The 23,045-nt window shown below is 71.2% G+C and carries 20 protein-coding genes; 10 read left to right on the top strand and 10 right to left on the bottom strand.

Going from position 1 to position 23,045, the window contains the following annotated elements:
* The first annotated feature begins 55 nt into the window (after positions 1-55).
* On the top strand, positions 56-370 hold the full coding sequence (locus tag ACFXKZ_RS08915) for a hypothetical protein (protein WP_379998012.1): 315 nt from the start codon (positions 56-58) through the stop codon (positions 368-370).
* A gap of 37 nt (positions 371-407) precedes the next feature.
* Here the strand turns inward: ACFXKZ_RS08915 and ACFXKZ_RS08910 are convergent, their stop codons facing one another.
* Together ACFXKZ_RS08910 and secA2 are read right to left on the bottom strand one after the other, a co-directional pair.
* Positions 408-914 carry a hypothetical protein gene (locus ACFXKZ_RS08910; RefSeq protein WP_379998010.1) on the bottom strand — a complete coding sequence of 169 codons (507 nt, stop codon included), beginning with the start codon at positions 912-914 and terminating at the stop codon, positions 408-410.
* A 90-nt stretch (positions 915-1,004) separates the two neighbouring features.
* Complete coding sequence (secA2, locus tag ACFXKZ_RS08905) at positions 1,005-3,425, bottom strand: accessory Sec system translocase SecA2 (protein WP_379998008.1); 2,421 nt, start codon at positions 3,423-3,425, stop codon at positions 1,005-1,007.
* A gap of 397 nt (positions 3,426-3,822) precedes the next feature.
* Between secA2 and ACFXKZ_RS08900 the strand changes: the two genes are divergently transcribed.
* The gene (locus ACFXKZ_RS08900; RefSeq protein ID WP_379998006.1) at positions 3,823-4,242 is read left to right on the top strand and encodes an SRPBCC family protein; all 420 of its coding nucleotides are present in this window, start codon (positions 3,823-3,825) and stop codon (positions 4,240-4,242) included.
* 105 nt (positions 4,243-4,347) lie between these two features.
* On the opposite strand, the gene ACFXKZ_RS08895 is transcribed toward ACFXKZ_RS08900, so the two are convergent.
* Positions 4,348-5,283 carry a SigB/SigF/SigG family RNA polymerase sigma factor gene (locus ACFXKZ_RS08895; RefSeq protein WP_379998004.1) on the bottom strand — a complete coding sequence of 312 codons (936 nt, stop codon included), beginning with the start codon at positions 5,281-5,283 and terminating at the stop codon, positions 4,348-4,350.
* Between the two features lie 134 nt (positions 5,284-5,417).
* Positions 5,418-7,787 (bottom strand): Fe(3+)-hydroxamate ABC transporter permease FhuB, encoded by a 2,370-nt coding sequence (gene fhuB, locus ACFXKZ_RS08890; protein WP_379998002.1) that lies wholly within the window; start codon positions 7,785-7,787, stop codon positions 5,418-5,420.
* 160 nt (positions 7,788-7,947) lie between these two features.
* Here fhuB and ACFXKZ_RS08885 point away from each other — a divergent pair, with 160 nt between their 5' ends.
* The 5 genes from ACFXKZ_RS08885 (at position 7,948) to ACFXKZ_RS08865 (ending at position 12,759) form a co-directional block, all read left to right on the top strand.
* Positions 7,948-8,727, top strand: a complete 780-nt coding sequence (locus ACFXKZ_RS08885; protein ID WP_379998000.1) for a 2,3-dihydro-2,3-dihydroxybenzoate dehydrogenase — start codon at positions 7,948-7,950, stop codon at positions 8,725-8,727.
* 243 nt (positions 8,728-8,970) lie between these two features.
* A complete protein-coding gene (gene dhbC / locus ACFXKZ_RS08880) occupies positions 8,971-10,158 on the top strand; it encodes an isochorismate synthase DhbC (RefSeq protein ID WP_379997998.1) in 1,188 nt (395 codons plus the stop codon).
* Positions 10,155-11,840, top strand: a complete 1,686-nt coding sequence (locus ACFXKZ_RS08875; RefSeq protein ID WP_379997996.1) for a (2,3-dihydroxybenzoyl)adenylate synthase — start codon at positions 10,155-10,157, stop codon at positions 11,838-11,840. The genes dhbC and ACFXKZ_RS08875 overlap by 4 nt, the downstream gene beginning before the upstream one ends.
* Positions 11,841-11,888: 48 nt before the next feature.
* Positions 11,889-12,521, top strand: a complete 633-nt coding sequence (locus ACFXKZ_RS08870) for an isochorismatase family protein (protein ID WP_379997994.1) — start codon at positions 11,889-11,891, stop codon at positions 12,519-12,521.
* 7 nt (positions 12,522-12,528) lie between these two features.
* Complete coding sequence (locus ACFXKZ_RS08865) at positions 12,529-12,759, top strand: phosphopantetheine-binding protein (protein WP_379997992.1); 231 nt, start codon at positions 12,529-12,531, stop codon at positions 12,757-12,759.
* Positions 12,760-12,768: 9 nt separating this feature from the next.
* Here the strand turns inward: ACFXKZ_RS08865 and ACFXKZ_RS08860 are convergent, their stop codons facing one another.
* Both ACFXKZ_RS08860 and ACFXKZ_RS08855 read right to left on the bottom strand, forming a co-directional pair.
* Positions 12,769-13,989: a serine hydrolase domain-containing protein gene (locus ACFXKZ_RS08860; RefSeq protein ID WP_379997990.1), complete on the bottom strand. Its 1,221-nt coding sequence runs from the start codon at positions 13,987-13,989 to the stop codon at positions 12,769-12,771.
* A complete protein-coding gene (locus tag ACFXKZ_RS08855; RefSeq protein ID WP_379997988.1) occupies positions 13,986-15,236 on the bottom strand; it encodes a serine hydrolase domain-containing protein in 1,251 nt (416 codons plus the stop codon). Before ACFXKZ_RS08855 ends, ACFXKZ_RS08860 begins: the two co-directional genes overlap by 4 nt.
* A 146-nt stretch (positions 15,237-15,382) precedes the next feature.
* Between ACFXKZ_RS08855 and ACFXKZ_RS08850 the strand changes: the two genes are divergently transcribed.
* Positions 15,383-15,760 (top strand): RNA-binding S4 domain-containing protein, encoded by a 378-nt coding sequence (locus ACFXKZ_RS08850; protein ID WP_379997986.1) that lies wholly within the window; start codon positions 15,383-15,385, stop codon positions 15,758-15,760.
* A gap of 74 nt (positions 15,761-15,834) precedes the next feature.
* Here the strand turns inward: ACFXKZ_RS08850 and ACFXKZ_RS08845 are convergent, their stop codons facing one another.
* The 3 genes from ACFXKZ_RS08845 to ACFXKZ_RS08835 form a co-directional block, all read right to left on the bottom strand.
* Positions 15,835-17,517, bottom strand: coding sequence for an amino acid transporter (locus ACFXKZ_RS08845; RefSeq protein ID WP_379997984.1), 1,683 nt, complete (start codon positions 17,515-17,517; stop codon positions 15,835-15,837).
* Between the two features lie 234 nt (positions 17,518-17,751).
* The gene (locus ACFXKZ_RS08840; RefSeq protein WP_379997982.1) at positions 17,752-18,966 is read right to left on the bottom strand and encodes a Cmx/CmrA family chloramphenicol efflux MFS transporter; all 1,215 of its coding nucleotides are present in this window, start codon (positions 18,964-18,966) and stop codon (positions 17,752-17,754) included.
* A 128-nt stretch (positions 18,967-19,094) separates the two neighbouring features.
* A complete protein-coding gene (locus ACFXKZ_RS08835) occupies positions 19,095-19,676 on the bottom strand; it encodes a TetR/AcrR family transcriptional regulator (RefSeq protein WP_379997980.1) in 582 nt (193 codons plus the stop codon).
* Between the two features lie 97 nt (positions 19,677-19,773).
* Here ACFXKZ_RS08835 and ACFXKZ_RS08830 point away from each other — a divergent pair, with 97 nt between their 5' ends.
* Positions 19,774-21,015 (top strand): hypothetical protein, encoded by a 1,242-nt coding sequence (locus tag ACFXKZ_RS08830; RefSeq protein WP_379997978.1) that lies wholly within the window; start codon positions 19,774-19,776, stop codon positions 21,013-21,015.
* An 18-nt stretch (positions 21,016-21,033) separates the two neighbouring features.
* Here the strand turns inward: ACFXKZ_RS08830 and ACFXKZ_RS08825 are convergent, their stop codons facing one another.
* A complete protein-coding gene (locus ACFXKZ_RS08825) occupies positions 21,034-21,684 on the bottom strand; it encodes a TetR/AcrR family transcriptional regulator (protein ID WP_379997976.1) in 651 nt (216 codons plus the stop codon).
* A gap of 214 nt (positions 21,685-21,898) precedes the next feature.
* On the opposite strand from ACFXKZ_RS08825, the gene ACFXKZ_RS08820 reads away from it, so the two are divergent.
* The gene (locus ACFXKZ_RS08820; protein WP_379997974.1) at positions 21,899-22,924 is read left to right on the top strand and encodes an alpha/beta hydrolase; all 1,026 of its coding nucleotides are present in this window, start codon (positions 21,899-21,901) and stop codon (positions 22,922-22,924) included.
* The last annotated feature ends 121 nt before the right edge of the window (positions 22,925-23,045 follow it).

The raw sequence follows: 23,045 nt of genomic DNA, 5'->3' as shown, positions 1-23,045 counted from the left end.
TTCGGGGCTTCAGTTCGATCGCCCGATGGCGGGTGCCGGCGGTATGATTCGGATTATGGACGTTTCGCAAGTAGGCGCGCGCTGTGAAATCTGCGGCCGAATTTTGGATGCGCAGCATTCACATGGGCAGGGCGGCGATCCCTCGGTCGCTGAGCAAGGTGTGTGGATGGAGTATGTGGTGGTGGAGATCCGTGGCGCTATCGCTCATTGCCAAAGGGCGAACGACCCGTCGCGGACGCTTAGAACCGTGGCTGCCGGTCTCGCTGAGCAACTTGGGGTCGATCCATCCGATCTGCCGGGTCTCCACTACACCTGTTGGGTGGTACGGGCCGAGCATGGAGTTATCCAAAGCCAGTTCCGCGTTGTGTGACCACTTGTGATGTGGAACTTGGGTCTCCGCGAAATTCTTAAGTGCCCAGGCTCGCCCTGACCAGGTTATGGACTTGGGAGTGGGTGGTTTTGGGGTCGGGGGATAGGACGGTGATTTGGAGGGTGGGTTGGCCGGAGTCGGCTATTGCCCATTGGATGTCTGTGGTTCGGCCGGCCATGGATCGGGCGGCTGTGGTTACGTGTTGGCCGGTGGCGATGATTATGCGGCATTTGCGTGACACGAGGGCGGTCAGGTAGGTCTCTGCGTCGGTGGGGGATGTGGCTGGGATTTGTAGGCGTTGGGCGTTGATTTTGTTTGTGGTGGCTGCGTCTTGGAGGGCTTGCCAGGCTGCGTCGGCGGTGGCTGGGCCCGTGGGGTCGTCGGTGCCTACTGCGGCGCAGACCACTGGGTTGAGGGAGACGTTGCGGGCTGCCGGGAGCTTTGGTTTGTCGTTGCCGTTGTCGTCGCGCAGGGCGAAGAACGTGATGACTCCGGTGATGGCCACTGCCATGGCTATGGCTGCGGCTAGCAGTTTGGTGCGCATCGGTTGGGCCCACCTGTTCGTGTGAGGCTTTTGGCTCGCCTCGGGGTGGGAGAACCTGAAGGGGTTTCTATCACTTGGGTTGTTTGTTGGTCAGGCGGTTTCGGGTGGGGTGGGGAGGAGTTTTCGGGTGATTGTGGTGAGGAAGGGGTCGCGGAGGCTTTGGAAGGGTTGGTCGTCCACCATGTAGGTCCAGGTGGTGCTGGGGCGGGTGAGGTTTGAGGCTTCCCTGTCGAGGCCGGACTTGGTGATTTTGGCGGTGTCGAGGGATTCGGCTGCGGTGCGTTGGGCGCGTTGGAGCAGCGGGGCGAAGGCTCGTTGGGTTTCGGCGTGGAAGGCGTCTATGGGGTTTTGGCGGGCCAGGGCGCGTAGGTGGATGCCCTCGCGGAGGTCGGCGGTGCGGGCCAGGTGGTCGGTCCAGGCGCGGTCGAGGGCGTGGAGGAGGAGTTGGCGGGCCGCTTCGGCCAGGATGGAGTCGTCCACCTCTTCCTGGAGTTCGGCCCAGCGGTCCGGGTTGAGGTCGGCCAGGATGACGGTCGCCGCGTCGTCGTGCAGGACGTCGTGGCGCAGGGACAGGACTTCCCGGCGTTGCAGGTGGAGTTGTTGGTTGTACATCCACGTGGTGCGGTGGGTGTCGAACAGGGCGCCCTCGGCGATTCGTTGGGCCTGTTCGACGTAGCGGCGCACGGCCGCGTCGAGGATGCGGCCGTCGGACTCGACCCGGGCCGCGCGGGGCGGGGGTTCGGTGGTGTGCCGGGTGATGGACTCGTCGTCGAGGCTGGTCAGGAAGACCGAGGTGCCCGGGTCGCCCTGACGGCCGGCGCGGCCGCGCAACTGGTCGTCCAGCCGTCGGGTGTGGTGTCGGCCGACCCCGACCACGAGCAACCCGCCCAGTTCGACGACGCGTTCGTGGTCGGCCTCGTCCGCGCCGCCGAGGCGGATGTCCGTACCGCGCCCGGCCATCTGGGTGGACACCGTGATCGCGCCGATCGCCCCGGCCTCCGCGATGATCGCCGCCTCACGGCTGTCGTCCCGGGCGTTGAGCACCACGCACCGCAGGCCCGCCTCGCGCAGCGCGGCGCCGATTCGCTCCGACGCGGCGACGTCGCGCGTGCCGATCAGGATCGGTCGGCCGGTGGCGTGGGTGCGCTCGACCAGCGCGATCAACGCCGCGTCCCGGGACTCCTCGTCGTGGTAGAGCCGATCCGGCTCGTCCACCCGCACGCAGGGCAGGTTCGGCGGCAGGTCGCCCGTCTCCAACCGGTAGAACTCGCGCAGTTGCTCCGCGACGATCACGGCCGTGCCGGTCATCCCGGCCACCGTCGGATAACTCCCGATCAGGTCCTGCACGATCAGCTGGTCCAGGACTTCCCCGCGCGGTCCGGCGGTCAGCCCCTCCTTGGCCTCCACCGCCGCGTGCAGCCCGTCGGGCCAGCGCTGCCGCTGGGCGACCCGGCCGCGGTTGGCGTCCACCAGCTTGATGCCGCCCTCGCGCACCAGGTAGTCCACGTCCCGACGCAGCAGCGCCCGCGCGTACAGGGCGACGTTGACCTGGGACAGGCGCGTGTCCATGCCCCGCGCGTACAGGTTGTCCACGCCCAGCGCACGCTCCACCTCGGCCACGCCCGTGTCGGTGAGCTGTACGGTCATCGCGTCCGACGCGGCCTCGTAGTGCCGGCCCTCGACCAGGTCCGCCACCACCCGGGCCGCCTCCGCCTCGTCGGACCCCGCGGCCGTTCCGCCGGCCAGGACGAGCGGGATCCGGGCCTCGTCGATCAGCACCGCGTCGGCCTCGTCGACGATCGCCACATCCGGCGCGGGCAACACCAGTTCGGCGACATCCGTACGCAACCGGTCGCGCAGCGTGTCGAAGCCGACCTCGGTGACGGGCACGTGCACCACGTCGCGGCCGTAGGCGGCCCGCCGCTGTGCCGGGGTGGATTCCTGGGTCACGTGCGCCACGCGCACGCCGAGCAGGTCGTAGACGGGCCCCATCCACTCGGCGTCGCGGCGGGCCAGGTAGTCGTTGACCGACAACACGTGCACCCGGCGGCCCTGGAGCGCGAACCCGGCGGCGGCCAGCGCGCCGACCAGGGTCTTGCCCTCACCGGTGGCCATCTCCACCACCGTGCCGCGCAACAGGCTGAGTACGCCCAGGAGTTGCACGTCGTAGGCCCGCTCGCCCAGGGCCCGCCGGCCCGCCTCGCGCCCCAGCGCGCACAACTCGACCATGGCGTCGTCGTCCCAGGGCGTGCCCGGAATCCCGGACGCCCGGCCGGCCCGACCGAACCGGCCGCCGGAACGCGCGGCGGCCTCCGGCTCGGGCTCCGCGCCGCCGACCCGTACCCGTAGCGTGTGCGCCGCCGCGCGCAGCTCGGCGTCGGACAGATTGCGCAGCGCCGCCTCGCGGTCGGCGGCGCGCCGGACCAGGGGGCGCAGGCCGGTCGGGGTCACGGTTCCGGGCTTGCCCAGGAAACGACGGACGGACCGGGTGAGAGCGCCGGACGAACCCACTGGGCCTCCACTTCCGCGGGGCGGATGGCGCCCCTGTCGTCGGCAGCCGAGGCGACGGCGACGTCGGTCGGATGCCGTGCGACGCGCGGTGTACCCACCCGCGCCCGCCCGTTCCGCACCGCGCCCCCGCGACCCGACACACACATCACAACCTCGGCCCCACGTCGCCGAGGATCCGGTCGGTGCGGCCGTTCGGACAACGAAGCGAGGTCCACGGCTGTTCCCTGTTCGTGACCCGGATTCCCTGTCCGTGATCGCATACCCCGCGATCGGTGACCCCGCCCGGCGGGATCCGGCCGGCGACCGGTGCGGCGACCCGGATTCCTTGTGATTCAGTCGTCGCACAGATAATCTTTGCGCAGGTTAAATGTCGCCGAGCAAGCGGAGCGGGCACATCATGTGGATTCACGAGCACACGGTCGAGACCGAGGTGGGCGTCGAGGCGATCTGGAAGGTGCTTGCGGACGTGGACAACTGGGCGCGCTGGGACACCTCGATGGAGGCGGTCGTGCTGGAGGGACCGTTCGAGGTCGGGTCGTACGTCTCGATGACGCCGACTGGGCAGGAGCCGATCCGGTCCGTGATCGTCGCCCTCGAAGAGAACGAACTGTACGCGGACGAAACCGAGTTCGGCGGTGTGCGGCTGCGCTTCAGCCACGCCCTGCAACGGCTCGCGAACGGCGCCGGTACCCGGGTGGTGCACCGCCTGGAGATCACCGGCCCGGACGCCGACCGCGTGGGCCCGGAACTGGGACCGGCGATCACGGCCGACTTCCCGGAGGCGATGGACGCACTGCTCGGCCGCGCGGCGGCCTGAAACAGCGCACCGGGCGAACGAATGGGGCGGGGCCGCGAGTTCGCGTGGCCCCGCCCCGAGTCGATGCGCTCCGTGCGCGAAGCGTACCAAGCGTACGAAGTGTGCTCAGTCCGCGAGCAGTTCCGCGCGCAGCCGGGTCAGGATGCGGCTGAGCAGGCGCGACACGTGCATCTGGGAGATTCCGAGCCTGGCGCCGATCTGGGCCTGGGTCAGTTCCTGGCCGAACCGCATCGACACGATCTCCCGGTCCCGCTCCGGCAACGCGGCCAGCAGCGGCTTCAGTACGTGCAGGTTCTCCGCGATCTCGTAGCCGGGGTCGACGTAGGACGAGCGGCCGGAGTAGCCGTCGCCCGGACCGTCCTCCGAGGTGGGCGCGTCCAGCGAGGCGGCGGAGTAGCCGGCCGCAGCGGTCAGCCCCTCGGTGACCTCCTCGATGCTGAGGTCCAGGTATTCGGCCAGCTCGGCGGGGGTGGGTTCACGGTCGAATCGACCGGTGAACGCGTCCCGCGCACGGGCCAGTTCGAGCCGCAGCTCCTGAAGGCGCCGCGGCACGTGTACGGCCCAGCTGGTGTCCCGGAAGAAGCGCTTGATCTCACCCGAGATCGTGGGTATCGCGAAGGTGGGGAACTCGGTCCCGAACGAGGCGTCGAAGCGGTCGATCGCCTTGATCAGCCCGATGGTGCCGACCTGGACCATCTCCTCGACCGACTCGTGCCGCGAGCGATAGCGACCGGCCACGAACCGGACCAGGGGGAGGTTGAGTTCGATCAGGGTGTTGCGCACGTACTGATACTCGTGTGTGCCCTCCTCCAACACCTTCAGTCGGTCGAAGAGGACCTTGGACATCGCTCGCGCGTCGCTCGCGGTCGGCTCCGCGCGATCCGGCGAAGCCAAGGTGTCGAAAACCCGGTCGGCAGACTCGCCGGACGTGCCGACCGAGGATTCCGGAGCCGAGGACGCGAGTGCCGGGAATGCGACGGAACGAGCCGTGTGAGCAATCTCCGCGGCGGCTGTGGTCGCGGTCGTCGTGCTCGGGTTCATCGTCTGCCTTCCCCTCTTGTCGTACACGGTGCGTGGGCGCGGGTGCATGGTTCCGACGTCCGGGCATACTGCCCCGCCTTTTTCGGCGTACACCCCTTCGCCGCGGATTATTACGATCCGGCCTCGACCCCACCCTACGCGCGTGCCGAGCCGGACCGACCCAGCAGCACCCACAGCAGGAACGGACCGCCCAGCACCGTGGTCACCACGCCGACCGGAATCTCCGCGCCGTCCAGGACGATTCGGCCCAGCATGTCGGCCAGCACGATCAGGATCGCGCCGACCAGCATCGAGCCGAGGATCGGCACCCGCAGCGGTCCGGTCAGCCGTCCGGCGATCACCGGCGCGGCCAGCGCGACGAAGCCCACCGGCCCGCAGATCCCGACCGCCAGACCCGCCAGGCAGACCGCCGCGACCAGGCAGATCAGCCGGATCCGGCCCGGATCCAGGCCGAGCGAGGAGGCGGTGGAGTCGTCGAAGCGCAACACGTCCAGCTTGCGCCCGAGCGCGAGGGCGAGCGGGACCAGCACCGCGAGCCCGATCAGTACCGGCCATGCCACGCTGTATCCGCGCCCGTTCAGGCTGCCCGAACTCCACACGTACAGCGCGCTCGCCGAGTTGAGCGATCGCCGGGCGAGCACCACCTGCGTGATCGCGGACGCCAGCGCGGACAGCGCCAGGCCGACCACCAGGACCCGATAGCCGCGTCGGCCCAGGCCGCCGGCGACCGCGGTGACCACCACGGCGGCGACGAGCGCACCGATCGGTCCGGCCCACCACGCACCGAACGAGCCGCTCGCGCTGAAGCTGACCGAGACCAGGACGGCGGCGGTGGCGCCGTCGTTGACGCCGAGCAACTCCGGGGTGGCGAGCCGGTTTCGGGCCAGTGTCTGGGTCAGGCAGCCCGCGACGCCCAGCGCCGCGCCCGCCGCCGCGCCGGCCACGATCCGACCCAGTCGGAACTCGCGGACCAGCAGCACGTCGAAGTGGTCGCCCCGGCCGAGGATCGCGTCGAAGGTACGGACCAGGCCCAGTCCGCGCTGTCCGGAGTAGACCGACACCACGATCGCCGCGGCCAGCGCGACCGCGAGCAGCGTCGTAACCAGCACCGCCCGACCGGGCAACAGCAGGGAGAACCGGCCCCGGCGCAACACCAGCTGCTCGGGCAACCGCGGAATGCTCCGCCCGAGCGCCGCGGAACGCGCGGCCTCGTCCGCACGCGCCGCCTCGTCCTCGGGCACATCCTCGCCCGCCCGTGCCGCCTCGCCCGCCCGCGCCGCCCCAGCGCCCCCGCCCCCGCGCCCGATCAGACGCCGCACCCGCGCCGCACCGCCGAAACCCCCACTCGACGCCGACACCGACTCCGGCGCGTCCGTCAGCCCCAGCGCGCCCAGCCGCCGCGACCGCACCACGCCGATCAACAGCGGCGCGCCGATCAGCGCCACGATCACCGAGACCGGCGCCTCGAACGGCCGGGCAACCACCCGGGCCGCGACGTCGGCGGCGGTCAGTACGGCCGCGCCGATCAGCGCGGAGAAGCACAGTTGGGCGAGGATGCGCGGGCCGGCCAGGGTCCGGGCGAGGAATCCGGCGAGCAGGCCGAGGAAGGAGATCGGGCCGACCATGGCCACCGAGGACGCGGTGAGCAGGGTCACCGACACCGCGACCAGGGCCCGGGTCAGCGCCGGGCGATGGCCGAGCCCGCGAGCCAGGTCGTCGCCCAGGACCAGCGCCGACAACGACCGCGAGACCAGCACGGCGAGCACGAACCCGCCCGCGAGCACCGGCGCGAGGCTGCCGAGCGAGTCGAAGCCCTGGATGCCGGCCAGCGAACCGAGGATCCAGAAGCGGAAGTTGTCGTACGCCTCGGTGGAGTTGACGATCAGGATGTTGGTGATGCCGCCGAAGGTGGCGCTCAGCGCGGCGCCCGCGAGCACCAGCCGCATCGGCGAACCGCCGCCGCGCCGGGCGGAGATGGCCAGGACGAGCAGCCCGGCCACGGCGGCGCCGGCGAACGCCCAGACCAGATAGCCGTATCCGGTCTGCACGCCGACCAGGGTGATGCCGAGCACGACGCCGAGCGAGGCGCCCGCGTTGACCCCGAGCAGCCCGGTCTCGGCCAGCGGATTGCGGGTGACGGTCTGCAACAGGCAGCCCGCCGTGCCCAACGCGGCGCCGGTGAGCAACGCGGTCAGCGTGCGCGGCAGCCGCAAGTCGCGAATGACCAGGGTCAGATGACTGTCGGAGCGGGCGCCGTGCCGGTTGAATATGTAGTCGAAGGCGCCGCCGACACCGACCTCGCCGGCGCCCACCGAAAGCGAGATCCCGGTCAGCACCACCACCGTCGCGGTCAGTGCGATCGCAGCGATCAGGACCGTACGCCGACCGGCCGCGCGCCCGGAGGGGTCGTCGCGGCGATCGTCCGAGTGCGCACCGGGCGTGGCGTCGGTGGACATGCTCGGCGGGCCACCCAGGTTTTGCAGAATCGGCTGATGCACAGTCATAAAGTGAGGCTAACCTAACCACCGAGCACCCTTGGAAGGCCGCATCACGCCGACTTCGAGCCCGCGCAGAGGGCCCCACCGGGATCGACCATGAGATCGATATTAGGTTAGGCTAACCTAAATCCCGATCAACGGGGTTGTGCTTGCCAAGGGGAGTTTCGTGCACCCATCAGACCTCGCCGGTCGCGTCGCGGTGGTCACCGGCGCCGCGCAGGGCATCGGTGCCGCCGTCGTCCGGGCCCTCGTCGACCACGGCGCGACCGTCGCCGCCACCGACCGCAATCCGACCGGCGTCAAAGACCTGATGGCCGACGACGGCACCGACGCGGTGATCGCATACCCGCTCGATGTCACCGACGCCTCGGCGGTCGACGCCACCATCGCCGCGATCGAGAATCACCTCGGGCCGATCGACATCCTGGTCAACGTGGCCGGCGTGCTGCACGTCTCGCCGGTGACCGAACTCACCGACCGGGACTGGGCCGACACATTCGCGGTCAACACCACCGGGGTGTTCCACACCGGCCGGGCGGTGGCCGGATCGATGGCCGCGCGCGGGCGCGGCAGCATCGTCACGGTCGGGTCCAACGCGGCCGGCATCCCACGCACCGGGATGGCGGCCTACGCGGCCTCCAAGGCCGCCGCCACGATGTTCACGATGTGTCTGGGACTGGAGCTGGCACGCAGCGGTGTGCGCTGTAACGTGGTCTCGCCGGGTTCCACCGACACCCCGATGCAACGCGCCCTGTGGACCGACCCCGAGGCGCCGAAGCGGGTGCTCGATGGCGACCCGGCGGCGTGGCGCACCGGGATTCCGCTCGGCCGGATCGCGGACCCCGCCGACATCGCCGAGGCGGTCGTGTTCCTGGCCTCGGACCGAGCTCGGCAGATCACCATGCACAACATGTACGTCGACGGCGGCGCCACGCTGCACGTGTGACGAACGGGCGCTCCTCGTATGGGACTTCGGCCACGAGCCGCCCGGCGGAACGGCCATGCACCTGTACCCGCACGCACACTCGCATCGCAACACCGCGCGCGGCGACCGGTACCGCAGACCGTGGAAGCGGACCGCGCGCACCGGTTCGACGTGCCCCACTCGCCCGGCCCACCGGCCGACCGGCCGGTCGTCGGTGCCGCACGGACTCCGTACCACCCCGTCGGAGAATCAAAGGAGCCTCAGGTGACCACCCCAGAAGCCACCGGCCTGGCCACAGTGGGCGCGGCGACCGCGCTGCTGGAGGCGTATCGTCCGGGCGACACACGCTTCTTCGCGTCCCCCACCCGCACCCTGCTCGCGCACGGCACGCAGGCCGAAGTCCCGCACGACGCCCGCCCGTTGCCGACGCGCGTGGCCGCGACGCTGGCCGACGCGAGTCCGGTCGGCGGCCGGCCCCCGATCGTGCTCGGCGCGGTGCCCTTCGACCAGGGCGCACCCGCCGCGCTCGTGGTGCCCGGCACGATCGACTGGGGGCCGCCGCTGTCCGCCGACCCGCTGATCGCACTGGCCGCGCCCGCGCCACCGCCGACCGACTGGGACATCCGTCCGGTGCCCGCGCCGGAGACCTACCGCGCGGGCGTCGCCGAGGCCGTACGGCGCATGCGCGCCGGGGCGTTCGACAAGGTCGTGCTCGCCCGCACCCTGGAACTGCACGCGGCCGATCCGCCGGACATACCCGTCCTGTTGCAGCGCCTGGCCCGCCGCGACCCGCAGGGGTACACCTTCGCGGTCCCGGGCACCCGGCCCGACCACACCCTGATCGGCGCCAGCCCCGAACTGCTCGTCTCCCGGCACGGCGACCGGGTGGTCGCCAACCCGCTCGCCGGATCCGCCAAACGCAGCACCGATCTGGCCGAGGACGTACGCCGCGCGATGGCCTTGCTCGAATCCGAGAAGGACCTGCACGAACACGCCGTCGTGGTGGCGGCCGTGCGGGACGCGCTCGCCCCACACTGCGCCACCCTGGAGATCCCCGAACGGCCGACCCTGGTCTGCACCGCCGCGATGTGGCACCTGTCCACCACCGTCACCGGCACCGTGGACCCGGAAAGGCGGCCCTCCGCACTGGAGTTGGCCTGCGCACTGCATCCGACACCCGCCGTCTGCGGCACCCCGACCACCACCGCGCGGCAGACCATAGCCGACCTCGAACCGTTCGACCGGGGTCTGTACACCGGCATGGTCGGCTGGGGCGACGCGGACGGCGACGGCGAATGGGTGGTCACCATCCGCTGCGCCGAGGCGGCGAGCGACGTGCTGCGCCTGTACGCCGGTGCCGGGATCGTCGCGGAGTCCTCCCCGGACGCGGAAACCGCCGAGACCGAGGCCAAGTTCCGCACCTTCCTGCACGCCGTGGCGGGTGAACGATGAGCACCCCGAAGCCGCCGAGCACCGCGTCCACGCCGAGCACGCCGAGCACCCCCAACCCCGGGTCGCTCGCGCCCACCTGGCCCGCCGAGTTCGCCGAGCGCTACCGCGCGGCCGGTTGGTGGCGCGGCGAGACTTTCGGCGGCGTCCTGCGCGACCGCACCGCCGCGCACCCGCACCGGGTCGCCGTCGTGGACGGCGAACGCCACTGGACCTACCGCGACCTGGACGAGCGAGCCGACCGCGTCGCCGCCGGACTGCTCGCGCTCGGCGTCGCCAGGGGCGACCGGGTCGTGGTGCAACTGCCGAACGTGGCCGAGTTCTTCGCGGTGATCTTCGCCCTGTTCCGGATCGGCGCCCTGCCGGTGTTCGCGCTCCCCGCACACCGCCAGACCGAGATCGGCCACTTCTGCGCGTTCAGCGAGGCGGTCGCCTACGTGATCCCCGACGTGTCCGACGGTTTCGACCACCGCACCCTGGCAAGCGCGGTACAGGCGGTCACGCCCACGCTCCGGCACGTCCTGGTGGTCGGCGATCCGGGCGAACACACCGCGCTGGTCGACATCGAGCGCGACCCGGTCGAGATCACCGACCCCCCGGCCCCGGGCGATCTCGCCTTCCTGCAACTGTCCGGGGGCAGTACGGGCGTGCCCAAGCTGATCCCGCGCACCCACGACGACTACATCTACTCGCTGCGCGGCTCCAACGAGATCTGCGCGGTCGACGCGGACAGCGTGTACCTGTGCGCGCTGCCCGCCGCCCACAACTTCCCGCTCAGCTCGCCCGGCACGCTCGGCGCGCTGTACGCGGGCGCACGCGTGGTGTTGTGCCCCAAGCCCACCCCCGACGTCGCCTTCGCGCTGATCGAACGCGAACGGGTGACCATCACCGGGGTGGTACCGCCGCTCGCCCTGGCCTGGACCGAGGCCGCCGAGCGCGGCGGCTTCGACCTGAGCAGCCTGCGCGTACTCCTGGTCGGCGGCGCCAAGTTCAGCGAGGAGGCGGCCCGCCGGGTCACCCCGACCCTCGGCTGCACCCTGCAACAGGTGTTCGGGATGGCCGAGGGCCTGGTCAACTACACCCGCCTGGACGACCCCGACGAGATCATCGTCACCTCGCAGGGCAGGCCGATCTCCCCGGACGACGAGATCCGCATCGTCGACGACGCCGACGTGCCCGTCCCCGACGGCGAGACCGGACACCTGCTCACGCGCGGCCCCTACACCATCCGCGGCTATTGGAACGCCCCCGAGCACAACGCGCGATCCTTCACCGAGGACGGCTTCTACCGCACGGGCGATGTGGTCCGCAGACTCGCCTCCGGCCACCTCGTGGTGGAGGGCCGGGCCAAGGACCAGATCAACCGCGGCGGCGAGAAGGTGGCGGCGGAGGAGGTGGAGAACCACATCCTGGCCCACCCGTCCGTACACGACGCGGCCGTGGTCGCCGTACCGGACGCCTACCTGGGCGAACGCACCTGCGCGTACGTGATCCTGCGCGCCGGTGCCGAACCGCTCAAGCCCGTGGCCATCCGCCGCTTCGTCCGCGAACGCGGCCTGGCCGGCTACAAGGTGCCCGACCACGTCGAGTTCGTCGAGACGTTCCCGTATACCGGCGTCGGCAAGGTCAGCAAGAAGGACCTGCGCGCGGCGATCGCGGCCGGACTGGCCGCCCGGGCCGGCTGAGCCCGCCTCCACCCCCACACATCCACCTCCCGAAGGACCGCCTCCCCGATGGCCCTCCCCAAGATCGCCCCCTATCCCATGCCGAACGCAGCCGACCTGCCGACGAATCGGGTGGACTGGACCGTGGATCCCACCCGCGCCGCGCTCCTCGTGCACGACCTCCAGAACTACTTCCTGTCCGCGTTCACCCCGAACGCCTCGCCGATCACCGAACTGCTCGCCAACGTCGCCCGTCTCAAGGACGACTGCGACCGACTCGGCGTACCCGTGGTCTACTCCGCCCAGCCCGGCGGCCAGACCGCCGAACAGCGCGGCCTGCAACAGGACTTCTGGGGCCCGGGCCTGCCCGACGACCTGCACGCGGCGGCCGTCGCCGCACCGGTCGCGCCCGGCCCCGCCGACACGGTGCTCACCAAGTGGAAGTACAGCGCCTTCGTCCGCACCGAGTTGCGCCGCTGGATGCGCGACCTGGAGCGCGACCAACTGATCATCGTCGGGGTGTACGCGCACATCGGCGTGACCACCACCGCGTGCGACGCCTGGATGCAGGACATCCAGACGTTCGTGGTGGCCGACGCGGTGGCCGACTTCACCTCGGACAACCACCGCATGGCCCTGTCCTGGGCCGCCGCGAACTGCGCGGTGGTCACCGATACCCAATCACTCTTCGCGGGAAAGTAGACCGGACATGGCCCTGACCCTCGAACTGATCCGCACCGACGTGGCCGACATCCTCGGCGAGGACCCGGCGGACATCCCCGACGACGAGAACCTGGTCGACTACGGCCTGGACTCGGTGCGGGTGATGGCGCTGGTCGAGCGCTGGACCCGCGACCACGGAGTGAGCGTGGACTTCGCCGACCTGGCGGAGCGGCCGACCCTGGAGGGGTGGACGGAACTGCTCGCGCCCAGGCCGTAGTCGCCCGGTTCACGGGTGGCGTGGATCCGGGGCGCACAGGGCGTGGTCGATCAGCGCCCGGGTCGCCGCGTCCACCCGTGCACCGCCCGCCTCGTCGTTCTCGTCGACGCCGTTGCGCACCACCAGGACTGCACGACTCCCGTCGCCGGTGACGCCGTTCTCGCTGGAGAAGCCCAGATCGTCGCCGCCGTGTTGCCAGTACCGCCCGCCGCAGCTCAACTCGGTGCTCTCCAGCCCCAGACCGTACCCGCGTCCGGGCTCGTCGGGGATCGGGTGGGTGCGTTGCATCTCGGCCAGTTCGGCGGGGCCGAGCAGCCGGCCGGACAACAACGCGACGAAGAACCGGTCGATGTCGCTCGGCGTGCCGTGGATGGCGCCCGACGCGTCGGCGACGGTGTGGTTGAGCACGGTGGTGTCGGTCGGCCGGGCGTCGCCCGCGAAGGTGTGCTGCGCCTGTGCGTGTGGCTGCGGCAGGTACGGATCGTCGCCCGGGACGCGGGTGTCGTGCAGGCCGACCGGGCGGATGATGCGATCCTGAACCTCCTCGCCCCACGAGTGGCCGGTGACCTGCCGGATGATCAGGCCCACCAGCAGGTAGTTGGTGTTCGAGTACGCCCACGAACTCCCCGGCTCGAAGCGGCTCGGCAGGGTCAGCGCGGCGGCGACCAGATCCTCGGCCCGGTAGTGCCGGAAGCGGTTCTCCAGGTAGCCGCGCGCCGAGTACAGGGCCGGTACGGCGGCGGGCAGCGCGGTGTAGCCGGGGATACCGCTGGTGTGCTGGAGCAGGTGACGCAGGGTGATCCGGCGGCCGTCGTTGCCGTTGCCGCGCACCAGGCCGGGGAGCCAGGTCTCGATGGGGGAGTCGAGCCGCAGTCGGCCCTCGGCGACCAGTTGGAGGGCGACGGTGGCGACGAAGGTCTTGGTCGTGCTGCCGGTGCGGTAGTGGCCGCTCGGGGGCAGCGGCCGGCCGGTGTGGAGTTCGGCCTCACCGCTGCGGGCGGTACGGACGGTGGTGGGCCCGCCGGGCGTCGGGCGAGCCGTGTAGTGCACGGTGACGCCGATCGTGCCGGCCGCGCGGACCGCGTCGGTATCGCGTTGGAGGCGGGAGGCAGGGGCGTCGGCGCTCGCCGTCGCCGCGCCCGGGCCGGCCGCCGTCAGGGTCAGGGCGATGCCCAGGGCCAGGGCCGCCGGGCGTAACGACCTTTTGTGGATCCGGTTCGGCGCGGTCATCGTGGCGCGCTCCCTTCGGGGCAGAGCAGGCGGTCGGTGAGTTGTTGCACGGCCACCTCGGCGCGCAGGCCGTGTTCGTCGTCCGTGTAGGTGCCGTTGGCCACGATCACCACGCTGCGCCGGCCGTGCTCGGTGACGCCCATGCGGATCTTGGAGCCCTCGACGTCCCCGCCGTGGCCCCAGCGATACCCGCCGCACGGCAGCGGTTGGCGCATCAGGCCGAGGCCGCACCGCACACCCGGCATCACCTGCTCGAAGTCGGGCGGCATCGGCACGGTCTCGCGCATCAGCGCGAGTTGCGCCGGTGGAAGCAGTCGGCCGCGCAGCAGCGCGGTGAAGAAGCGCTCCAAGTCGGCGTGGGTGGTGACGAGTTCGCCGGCGGCGTCGGCCCAGGACATGGTGCGTACGGTCGTGTCCACCCACTCGTCCCGGTCCGGGAAGCGGTGGTACGAGTGGGCGTACGGCGCGGGCAGGGTCGGGTCGTCGCCGGGGGCATGGGTGTCGGTGAGGCCGAGCGGGCGAAGTACCCGGGCACGCACCTCCTCGGCCCAGTGTCGGCCGGTGATCCGCTCGATGATCATCCCGGCCAGGATGTAATTGGTGTTCGAGTACTCCCAGTTCGGTGCCGGGTCGTCGGGCGCGGCGGGCGGGAAGCTCGGGGGGAAGCGCAGTGCGGCGGCGACGAGTTCGGCCGGCCCCGTGTGGCGGAACCGCAATCGTTCGAAGTCGGCGGCGGTGTCTCCGAGTTCGATGCTGTAGTTGTGCAGCCCGCTGGTGTGTCGCAGCAGGTTGTGCACGCTCACCCGGCGTCCGTCGTTGCCGTTGCCGGCCACCACGCCCGGCAACCACCGGTCCACCGCATCCGTGAGCGACAACCGCCGCTCGGCGACCAGTTGCAGGACGACGGTGGCCACGAACGCCTTGGTGGCACTGCCGGCCCGCAACGCGCCGCCGCGCGGCATCGGTTGCCCGGTACGCAGCTCGCCGGGTCCGGCGCTTGCCTCGATCCGCTCGGACCCGTCCCGGAGCAGGATCGCGACATTGACGTAGCCACCCTCGCGCAGCAGCCACTCCGCCTCCCGGCGCAGTCGCGCACCGCCCGTCCGGGCCCGCTGCGTGCCGGTGGCAGCGGCGGCGGGCGTGGTGGCGACCACGGCGGACCCGGCCAGCGTCACGGCCAGTACGCAGCAGCGACGACGGGTCACGACGGTGGGATTGCCGGGCAGGTGGATCGTATTCGGGAACACGCCGACTCCTCGGGGACGCACGGGTATCCCCCGAGGGTCCCGCCCGGCGGGGTGCCGCAACGACCGTGCGGACACCCGAACCGGCCGGGGTGCAGCCCGGTGTGCGGAGGTGGGGCGAACCGAACCTGCCGGGTTAGAGTCGGGGCATGGCAACAGACGAGGCGACGACCGTTCGGGTCGACAGTTGGATCTGGTCGGTGCGGCTGACCAAGACCCGCTCGCTTGCCGCCGCGGCCTGCAAGGCCGGGCACGTGCGGGTCAACGGGGACCGGGTCAAGCCCGCCCAGACCGTCAAGGTCGGGGACGAGGTGCGGGTGCGCATGGACGGCTACGAGCGGATCGTCGTGGTCAAGCGCATCGTGCGCAAGCGGGTCGGGCCGCCGGTGGCCGCCGAGTGCCTGACCGACAACAGCCCGCCGCGTCCGCCTCGGGACGCGCTCCTGATGGTTCCCCAGCGGGACCGCGGCACGGGCCGCCCGACCAAGCGCGACCGTCGCCTCCTGGAGCAGTTCCGCGAACACTGACCGCGAACACCGACCGCGAACACCGACCGATGGCGCGGTGGGCCCACCGAGCGGAGTGGGCCCACCCACGCGGGTCAGAGCGCGGTGGATCCCGTGGACCCCTCGTCCTTCGCAGCCCCCGCCGATCCCGGAGACCCCGCCGGGCCCGCAGGCCCCGCGGACCCCGGAGACCCCGCCGACCCCACCCACTCGACCACGGCGTTCCTCGAAGCCACCGCGTGCGGCAGCGTCTCGCCGCGGAAGAACGACGGCGCGACGAACCGGTACCCGAGCATGAGTACCGCGCCCAGCAACAGCGCGCCGATCCCGGTCAGGAACACCCCGCCGAGCTGCCAGTGCGGCGCGAACGGCAGGGTCCAGTACGTCGTGCCGTAGTCCTTGTCCGAGTAGACGTAGCACGCGTCGATGAAGAAGTACGCCAGCAGTGCGCCGCCGAGCCCCGGCATGATGCCCTTGGTGATCAGGTCGCGCCGGCTGCGGGTGAGCACGCGCCGGTAGTACCAGACGCAGGCGAAGCCGGTGATGCCGTAATAGAAGGCGATGGCCAGGCCGATCGAACCGATCGAGTCGGTCAGGACGTTGGTGCTGACCCGGGTGATCGCCACGTAGAAGGCCACCGACGCGATCCCCATGCCGACCGTGGACCAGGTCGGCACCTGGTTGCGGGTGTGCACGCGCGCGAACTTCTCCGGGATGGCCCGGTGCGCGGCCATCGACAGCGCGGTGCGCGCGGTCGGCAGGATGGTGGTCTGGGTGGACGCCGCCGACGAGGTCAGCACCATGAACACCAGCAGCTTGGCCATGAACCAGCCGAATCCGACACTGCCGAAGACGCTCGAACCGAGGCCGGACAGTACGTCCCCGGAGTTGTCCGGATTGGCCAGACCGCTGCCGGTGTCGCCGGCGCCCGCGAAGGACAGCGCCGAGGTGCTGATCAGGACGTAGATCAGCAGGAGCAGAACGGTCGAGATCACCGCGGCCCGGCCGGGGGTGCGCGCGGAGTCCGCGGTCTCCTCGTTGATCGAGACGGCCGTGTCCCAGCCCCAGTAGATGAACACCGCGGCCAGGACGCCCTTCGTCAGCGCGTCGACGGAGTCGATCTCGAACGGGTTGAACCAGGACCCCGCGATGTGGACCGAGCCGTCGGGGGCGTTGCCGAGGTAGACCTTCCAGAGCGCGGTGAGGCCGAGGGCGACCAGGACCACGATCTCGATGGTCAGCAATACCTTCTGCAGGTTGGCGGACAGTTCGATGCCGACGTAGCAGATCCAGGTCATCAGGATGATCCAGACCACGCCCGCGAAGGTGGTCCAGAACGTGTCCTCGGCGAGGCCGTAGGCGCCGACCAGCTGGAAGCCGTACTGGCCGGCGATCTGCGCGAGGTTGGCCATCACGATGACGTCCGCGACGATGATGGCCCAACCGCCCATCCAGCCGGTCATCGGGCCGAACGTGCGTGAACCCCAGGTGAAGGTGGTGCCGCAGTCGGGGTTGTCCTCGTTGAGTTCCTTGTAGCCGTAGGCGATCAGGAACATCGGGACGAAGGCCAGGACCATGACGATCGGCGATTGCAGGCCGACGCCCGCGACGATGATGCCGAGGGTGGCGGCCAGGCTGTAGGCCGGTGCGGTGGAGGCGAGCCCGATCACGACGCTGGACGCAAGGCCCAGGGCGCCGGTCTTGAGGCCCTTCTCGCCGGCTGCGCGACGCGGGGGCGGTTCGGGCGAGGAGGGTCTTGCGGGGTCGGTGGAGACCATGGCGAACCGTCCTGTCCTAGACGGGTGGTTTCTACCCGTTCGACCGAAAACGGACCATTGAAGCAGGGGATCAGATTAGACCCCCCGGCAAGCCGTCCGGCAGCCCCGGAGGCCGGAAAAATCAAGGGAACTGATGCTGTGTCAGGTGCACGGGACGGCAAGTGTCGCGGGGTGCGGCGGGATGGTCACCGTCGGCCACGAAGTCGACCCGGCGCGGCCGGCGCCGGGCGCCGCTCAGGCGGGCACCCGGGTCGCTTCGGCGGCGGCGTGCTCGGCGGCCGGATGCACGGCGGGCGCGGACGTACGCCCGCGCATGCGGGAATCCGTCCAGGCGCTCGCCACTGCGATCAGGCCCAGGGCGACGCCGACCCACGCGACGGCGGCGTAGTCGAAGCCGGCCGCGATCACCCGGCCGCCGAGCAGTGGGCCGACGGTGATGCCGACGTTGAACGCCGCCGTGTTGGTCGCGCCGGCGAGGGTGGGGGCGTCGGACGCGATGGCGAACACCCGGGCGTTGACGGCCGGGTTCGCCGCGAAGCCGCCCGCGCCGAGCAGGAAGACCAGGACGAGGGTGGCCGGCACGTTCCGCGCCGTCAGCGCGAGCAGCAGGGACACGACCACGACCGTGCCGAGGCTGCCGTACAGGGTGCCGAAGGGGTGTTCGTCGGCCAGCCGTCCGCCGACCGTGATCCCGACCACCGCGCCCACCCCGTACCAGGACAACACCAGCGGCACCCACGCCTCGCCGATCCCGGTGGTGTTGGTCAGCATCGTGCCGAGGTAGCTGAACACCGCGACCACGGCGCCGAAACCGGCCGCCGTCGTGGTGTAGGCGACCCACAGTCGCGGCCGGCGCATGGAGCGCAGTTCGGTCCGGACCGCGCGCGGCGCCTCGTTCGCGGTGTGACCGCCGGGCAGGACCGCGTACACCGCGACCGTGCTCAGCGCGGTGAGCAGGGCGACCGCCCAGAAGGCCGCGCGCCAGCCGGCCCAGGTGCCGATCATGGTGCCGAGCGGGAGGCCGACCACGGTGGCCAGGGACAATCCGCCCGCTACCACCGCCATCGCCTTGGCCCGCGCGTTCGGGGCGACCAGACCGATCGCGGTGACGGCCGCCACCGCCCAGAAGCCGGCGTAGGCGATGGCGCTGACCACGCGGGTGGCGAGCACCACCCAGTAGCCGGGGGCGAGCGCGCCGACCACGTGGCCCAGGACGAACACGGCCTGGAAGGCGATCAGGGCGGTACGCCGGGGCCAGTGCAGGGTGAGTACGGCGAGCAGGGGTGCGCCGACGACCATGCCGACGGCGAAGGCCGAGATCAGCAGCCCGGCGTCGGGGATGGAGACGCCGAGGTCGGCGGCCATCGTCTCCAGCAGCCCGGAGAGCATGAACTCCGAGGTGCCTTGCGCGAATATGCCGAGTCCGAGGATGTAGACGGCCAGGGGCATGGGGGTACTCCCGAGTCGGTGGTGCGGTGTGCGTTCGTGTTTTGGAATGTACGGTTCAAAACGGGGGCATGCGTGAGCCGGGCCCGGGGGTGCGGTGGGCGCCGTGTCGGCTCGGCGCGCGCGGGTCGCTAGAGCGCCGCGAGTGTCGTCTCCGCGATCGCCGTCAGGCCCGCACGGTCGACCCCGCTGCGGGCGGCGAGTCGGATTCCCGACACCGCGCCGATCACGGCGTGCGCGAGGGCGTCGGCGTCCTTGTCCCGGTCGATGTCGCCGTCGAGCCGTCCGGCGTCGATCGCGGCCCTGATCGCCGCGTGCCGGCGGCGGTAGTCGCGTTCGAGCAGCGCGGTCACCTCGACGTCGCGGCCGGACAGTTCGATCGCGGTGTTGACCACCAGGCAGCCGCGCCGGTCGCCGGGGTTGTCGGTCTCGTCGACCACGATCGAGGTCAGCAGATCGCGGATCTTGTCGTGTACGGGGCGATCGCTCTCCAGGTTCGCGACCTGGACGCTCGTCATGTGCTCGATATAGCGCCGCAGCGCGCGCAGGAACAGATCGCGTTTGCTGCTGAACGTGTTGTAGATGCTGCTGCGGCCGAGGCCGGTCGCGTCGCACAGGTCCTGCGTCGAGGTGGCCTCGTAGCCCGCCCGCCAGAACGCGTCGAGCGCGGCCTGGACCGCCTGCTCCTCGTCGAACTTCCGTGGTCGGGCCATACGGAGCACGCTAGCAGGTTTTGTAATGGGTGGTCCAATAAGGTTGATCGCTCCCGCCCGTCGACGCCGCGCGCCGGAGAGGGAAGGATTGTCGACCATGGTGGAGTGGGGGCCTCTGGCCGGGCTGGACGGGATCGACTGGGCGGGTTCGGGACACGCGTACGGCTCGGCCGAGGACGTGCCCGAACAGCTGCGCGCGTTGCGCTCGGCGGATGCGGAGGAGCGGAGGCGGGCGCTGAACGCGCTCTACGGCAACATCTTTCATCAGGGCAGCCGGTACGAGGCGACGGCGCACGCCGTCCCGTTCCTGCTCGCGCTCGTCGCGGATCCGGGCACCCCCGATCGGGCCGACCTGGTGCATCTGCTCGCGGCGTTGGCGATCGGATACGACGAGGCGCATCTCCCCGACGGGGTGGCGATCGCCGCCTGGCGCGCGGCGGTGGGTCGAACACGCGCGGAGGGTGCGGAGGGGGCTCGGCGGCGGTTCGACGGCTGGATCGCGGAGGCCGACGGCGAGGCCGAGCGACGCGTCCGGGAGCGGCGGCGGGACACCTTCGACTTCGAGGAGTCGTGCCGGGAGGCCGAGTACGAACTGCGCGCGTACGACGCGGTGCGTGCCGGTGTGCCGACACTGTGCGGTGTGCTGACCGATCCCGATCCGCAGTTGCGGGCGGCGGCGGCCTACGCGGTCGGCTGGTTTCCCGAGGAGGCGTCGCGGATCCTGCCCCGGCTGCGCGACCTGCCGGCGACCGAATCGGTACCGGGCGTCGCGGCGAACGCGATCGTGGCGATCGGGCTGCTCGGCGACGCGGCCCAGATCGCCCCGCTGCGGGCCTACCACCAGGGCACCGACGAACCCCTGGCCCGCTGGGCGGCAGCGATCGCACTGGCCCGCCTCGGCGCGGCCGACCTCGAGGTGATCGCCGAACTCGCCGCCTGCATGGTGGACCCGCCGGCCGACGACGAGGCGGTCCCGCTGGGGTTCTTCGACGGCGACCTGGGGGCGTACGCGTCGAGCAGCCTGGTCGCCCTCGAAGTCGGCGAACTCCCGGTCGACGTACTGGAATCGGTCCTGACGGGGCTGTCCCGCACCTCCGGCCCCTCGGCCTTCGCCATCACGGACGCGGCACTTCGCCTGGCCTTCGGCACGGAGGCACTGGGAGTGCCCGCGCCCGCCTTCGCCGACTTGCCGGCGGCACGGCGCCGGGTCGTGGCGACCCTGGCCGAACTGGATGTGGACACCTGGAAGTGGCTCAACTTCCGCGAGCTGCTGCGGGCGCGCGACCTGCCGGACGACCGGGCGGCCTGCCGGAGGTACGCGGGGTTGGCGGCGGACTGAGCCCCGGCGGGGCGCGCCCTATTCCGTCGGCGGCGCCCGTAGCGCATCCGGGTCGATGGCGGCCGTCAGCAGGCGGGCGTGGATGGCGGTGCCCGCCCGGGTGTAGGCGCTCTCGTCGTCGTGCAGGACGCTGATGCCGTTGGCGGCCTCCAGGAACGCGATGATCTCGAAGACGAGTTGGGCCACGTCCAGGTCCGGGTGGGCCTCGCCCCGGGTTTTCGCCGCCTCGGCCTCGGCGGTCAGCAGCGCGCGCCAGCCGCTCCAGGCGCCGGCCAGTGCGTCGCGGACCCGGCCCGGGCGGGCGTCGAACTCGGCGGCGGTGTTGAAGAAGAAGCAACCGCCGGGGAAGACCCGGTCGCGCGAGTAGGCGATCCAGTGCTCGGTCAGCCGCCACAGCCGGACCAGGCCGGCGGGCCCCTCCATCGCCGGGGTCACCACATGGTCCACGTAGACCTCGACCGCCGCGCCGATCGCGGCGAGTTGCAGTTCCTCCTTGGAACCGAAGTGGGCGAACACCCCGCTCTTGCTGATCTCCAGGTCGCTCGCGAGCCGGCCGATGGACAGTCCCTCCAGGCCCTCCATCGAGGCGATGTCGGCGGCCCGGTGGACGATCGCCTGCCGGGTGCGATCGCCCTTGCGGACCCGCCCGTCGGTCGCGGACGTGCTCATGGCCACTCCTGTCTCCGCCGGCCCGACCGGTCCGGCCCCTCGGGTGGGCCCGCCGCCTGCTCGGCCGACCGGCGTCGATTATCCCGCTGTCGTGCCTCCCCTCAGGCCTTGACAGTCTTCGCCGACTTGATAAATAGTACGACCGGTCGTGCAATTTTGACAGGGCGGGTTGCGTGTCGGCCCGGCGAACCACTCACCCAGGGGGCGTGCGGACATGATCCATACGAAGGGGTCCGGCACCATCGCCGGCCGGAATGATTCCGAACTCGCCGCGAAGGCACCGGAGTTCGTCGACACACGGGGGTCGGCGAACTCCGGGTCGGTCGTCAGGCGGGCCGGGGAGACGTCTGCGCGGTTGGCTCTGCGGGCGACGACGGCGCTGTCTCCGCGAGCCGCCGGGGCGCTGGCCTACGTGCTGTTTCGGCGTCCGTTCGGGCGCAGTCGGGTCCGGCCGGCGGAGCGTTCGGCGCACCTGTTCGCGGTCACCGACACCTTGGATGTCGGTGGTCGGCAGGTGGTCACCTACCGCTGGGGCGACGGGGCCGAGCCGGTTCTGTTGCTGCACGGATGGCAGTCCCGGGCCTCGCGCTTCGCGCCGTTCGTCGAGGAGCTGCGGGCCCGGGGGCTGACCCCGATCGGCTTCGACGCGCCGGGCAACGGGGATTCGGGTGGGATCGGCCCCACGGTGTTGGACTATGCCGAGATCGCCCGGCAACTCCAGGAACGTCATGGGGAATTCCGAGCCATGCTGGCGCATTCCTTCGGTGTGCTCGGGGCGTTCCAGGCGTTGCGCTCGGGGGTGCGGGCGGATCGGGTGGTGGCGATCGGCGGCGTGTGCGACATGGAATACCTGTTGCACCGGTTCAGTGCCCGACTCCGGTTGGATGCGCGGGTGGTGGCGCTGGTCCGGGAGCGGGCGGACGAGCGACTGCTGGCCCCGGAGTCGGACATCTGGGAGCGGTTCTCCGCGTCCTACGGTCCCGAGCGGGTACGGGTGCCGATCCTGGTCGTGCACGACGAGGACGATCCGATGGCGACGGTCGATCAGGGGTATCGGCTCGCGGCGGCCTACTCCGACCGGGCCCGGCTGTTCGTCACCAGGGGACTCGGCCATCACCGCGTGATGAGCGACCCGGCCGTGGTCGCCGAGGTGCTGCGATTTCTCGACGAGGACCACGGATACCGGTCCAGGACGCGCGACGGCGTGGCCGTGTTCTCGTCGTCGACGACGTGCAGGTAGCGCAGGCCGACGTAGTTCGCGGTCGGGTGGCCGGCGAGCAGCGGACTGTCGAAGCTGCCGGTGCCCGTGGCCATGTCGGTGCGCGGGTTGGCCAGTTGGATGTACGTGAAGGTGCCGGCGC

Source organism: Embleya sp. NPDC059237 (assembly GCF_042754105.1).
In the GTDB taxonomy this organism is placed as follows: domain Bacteria; phylum Actinomycetota; class Actinomycetes; order Streptomycetales; family Streptomycetaceae; genus Embleya.
Note: the sequence above shows the minus strand (reverse complement) of the source record. Positions and strands in the feature narration are given on the sequence as shown.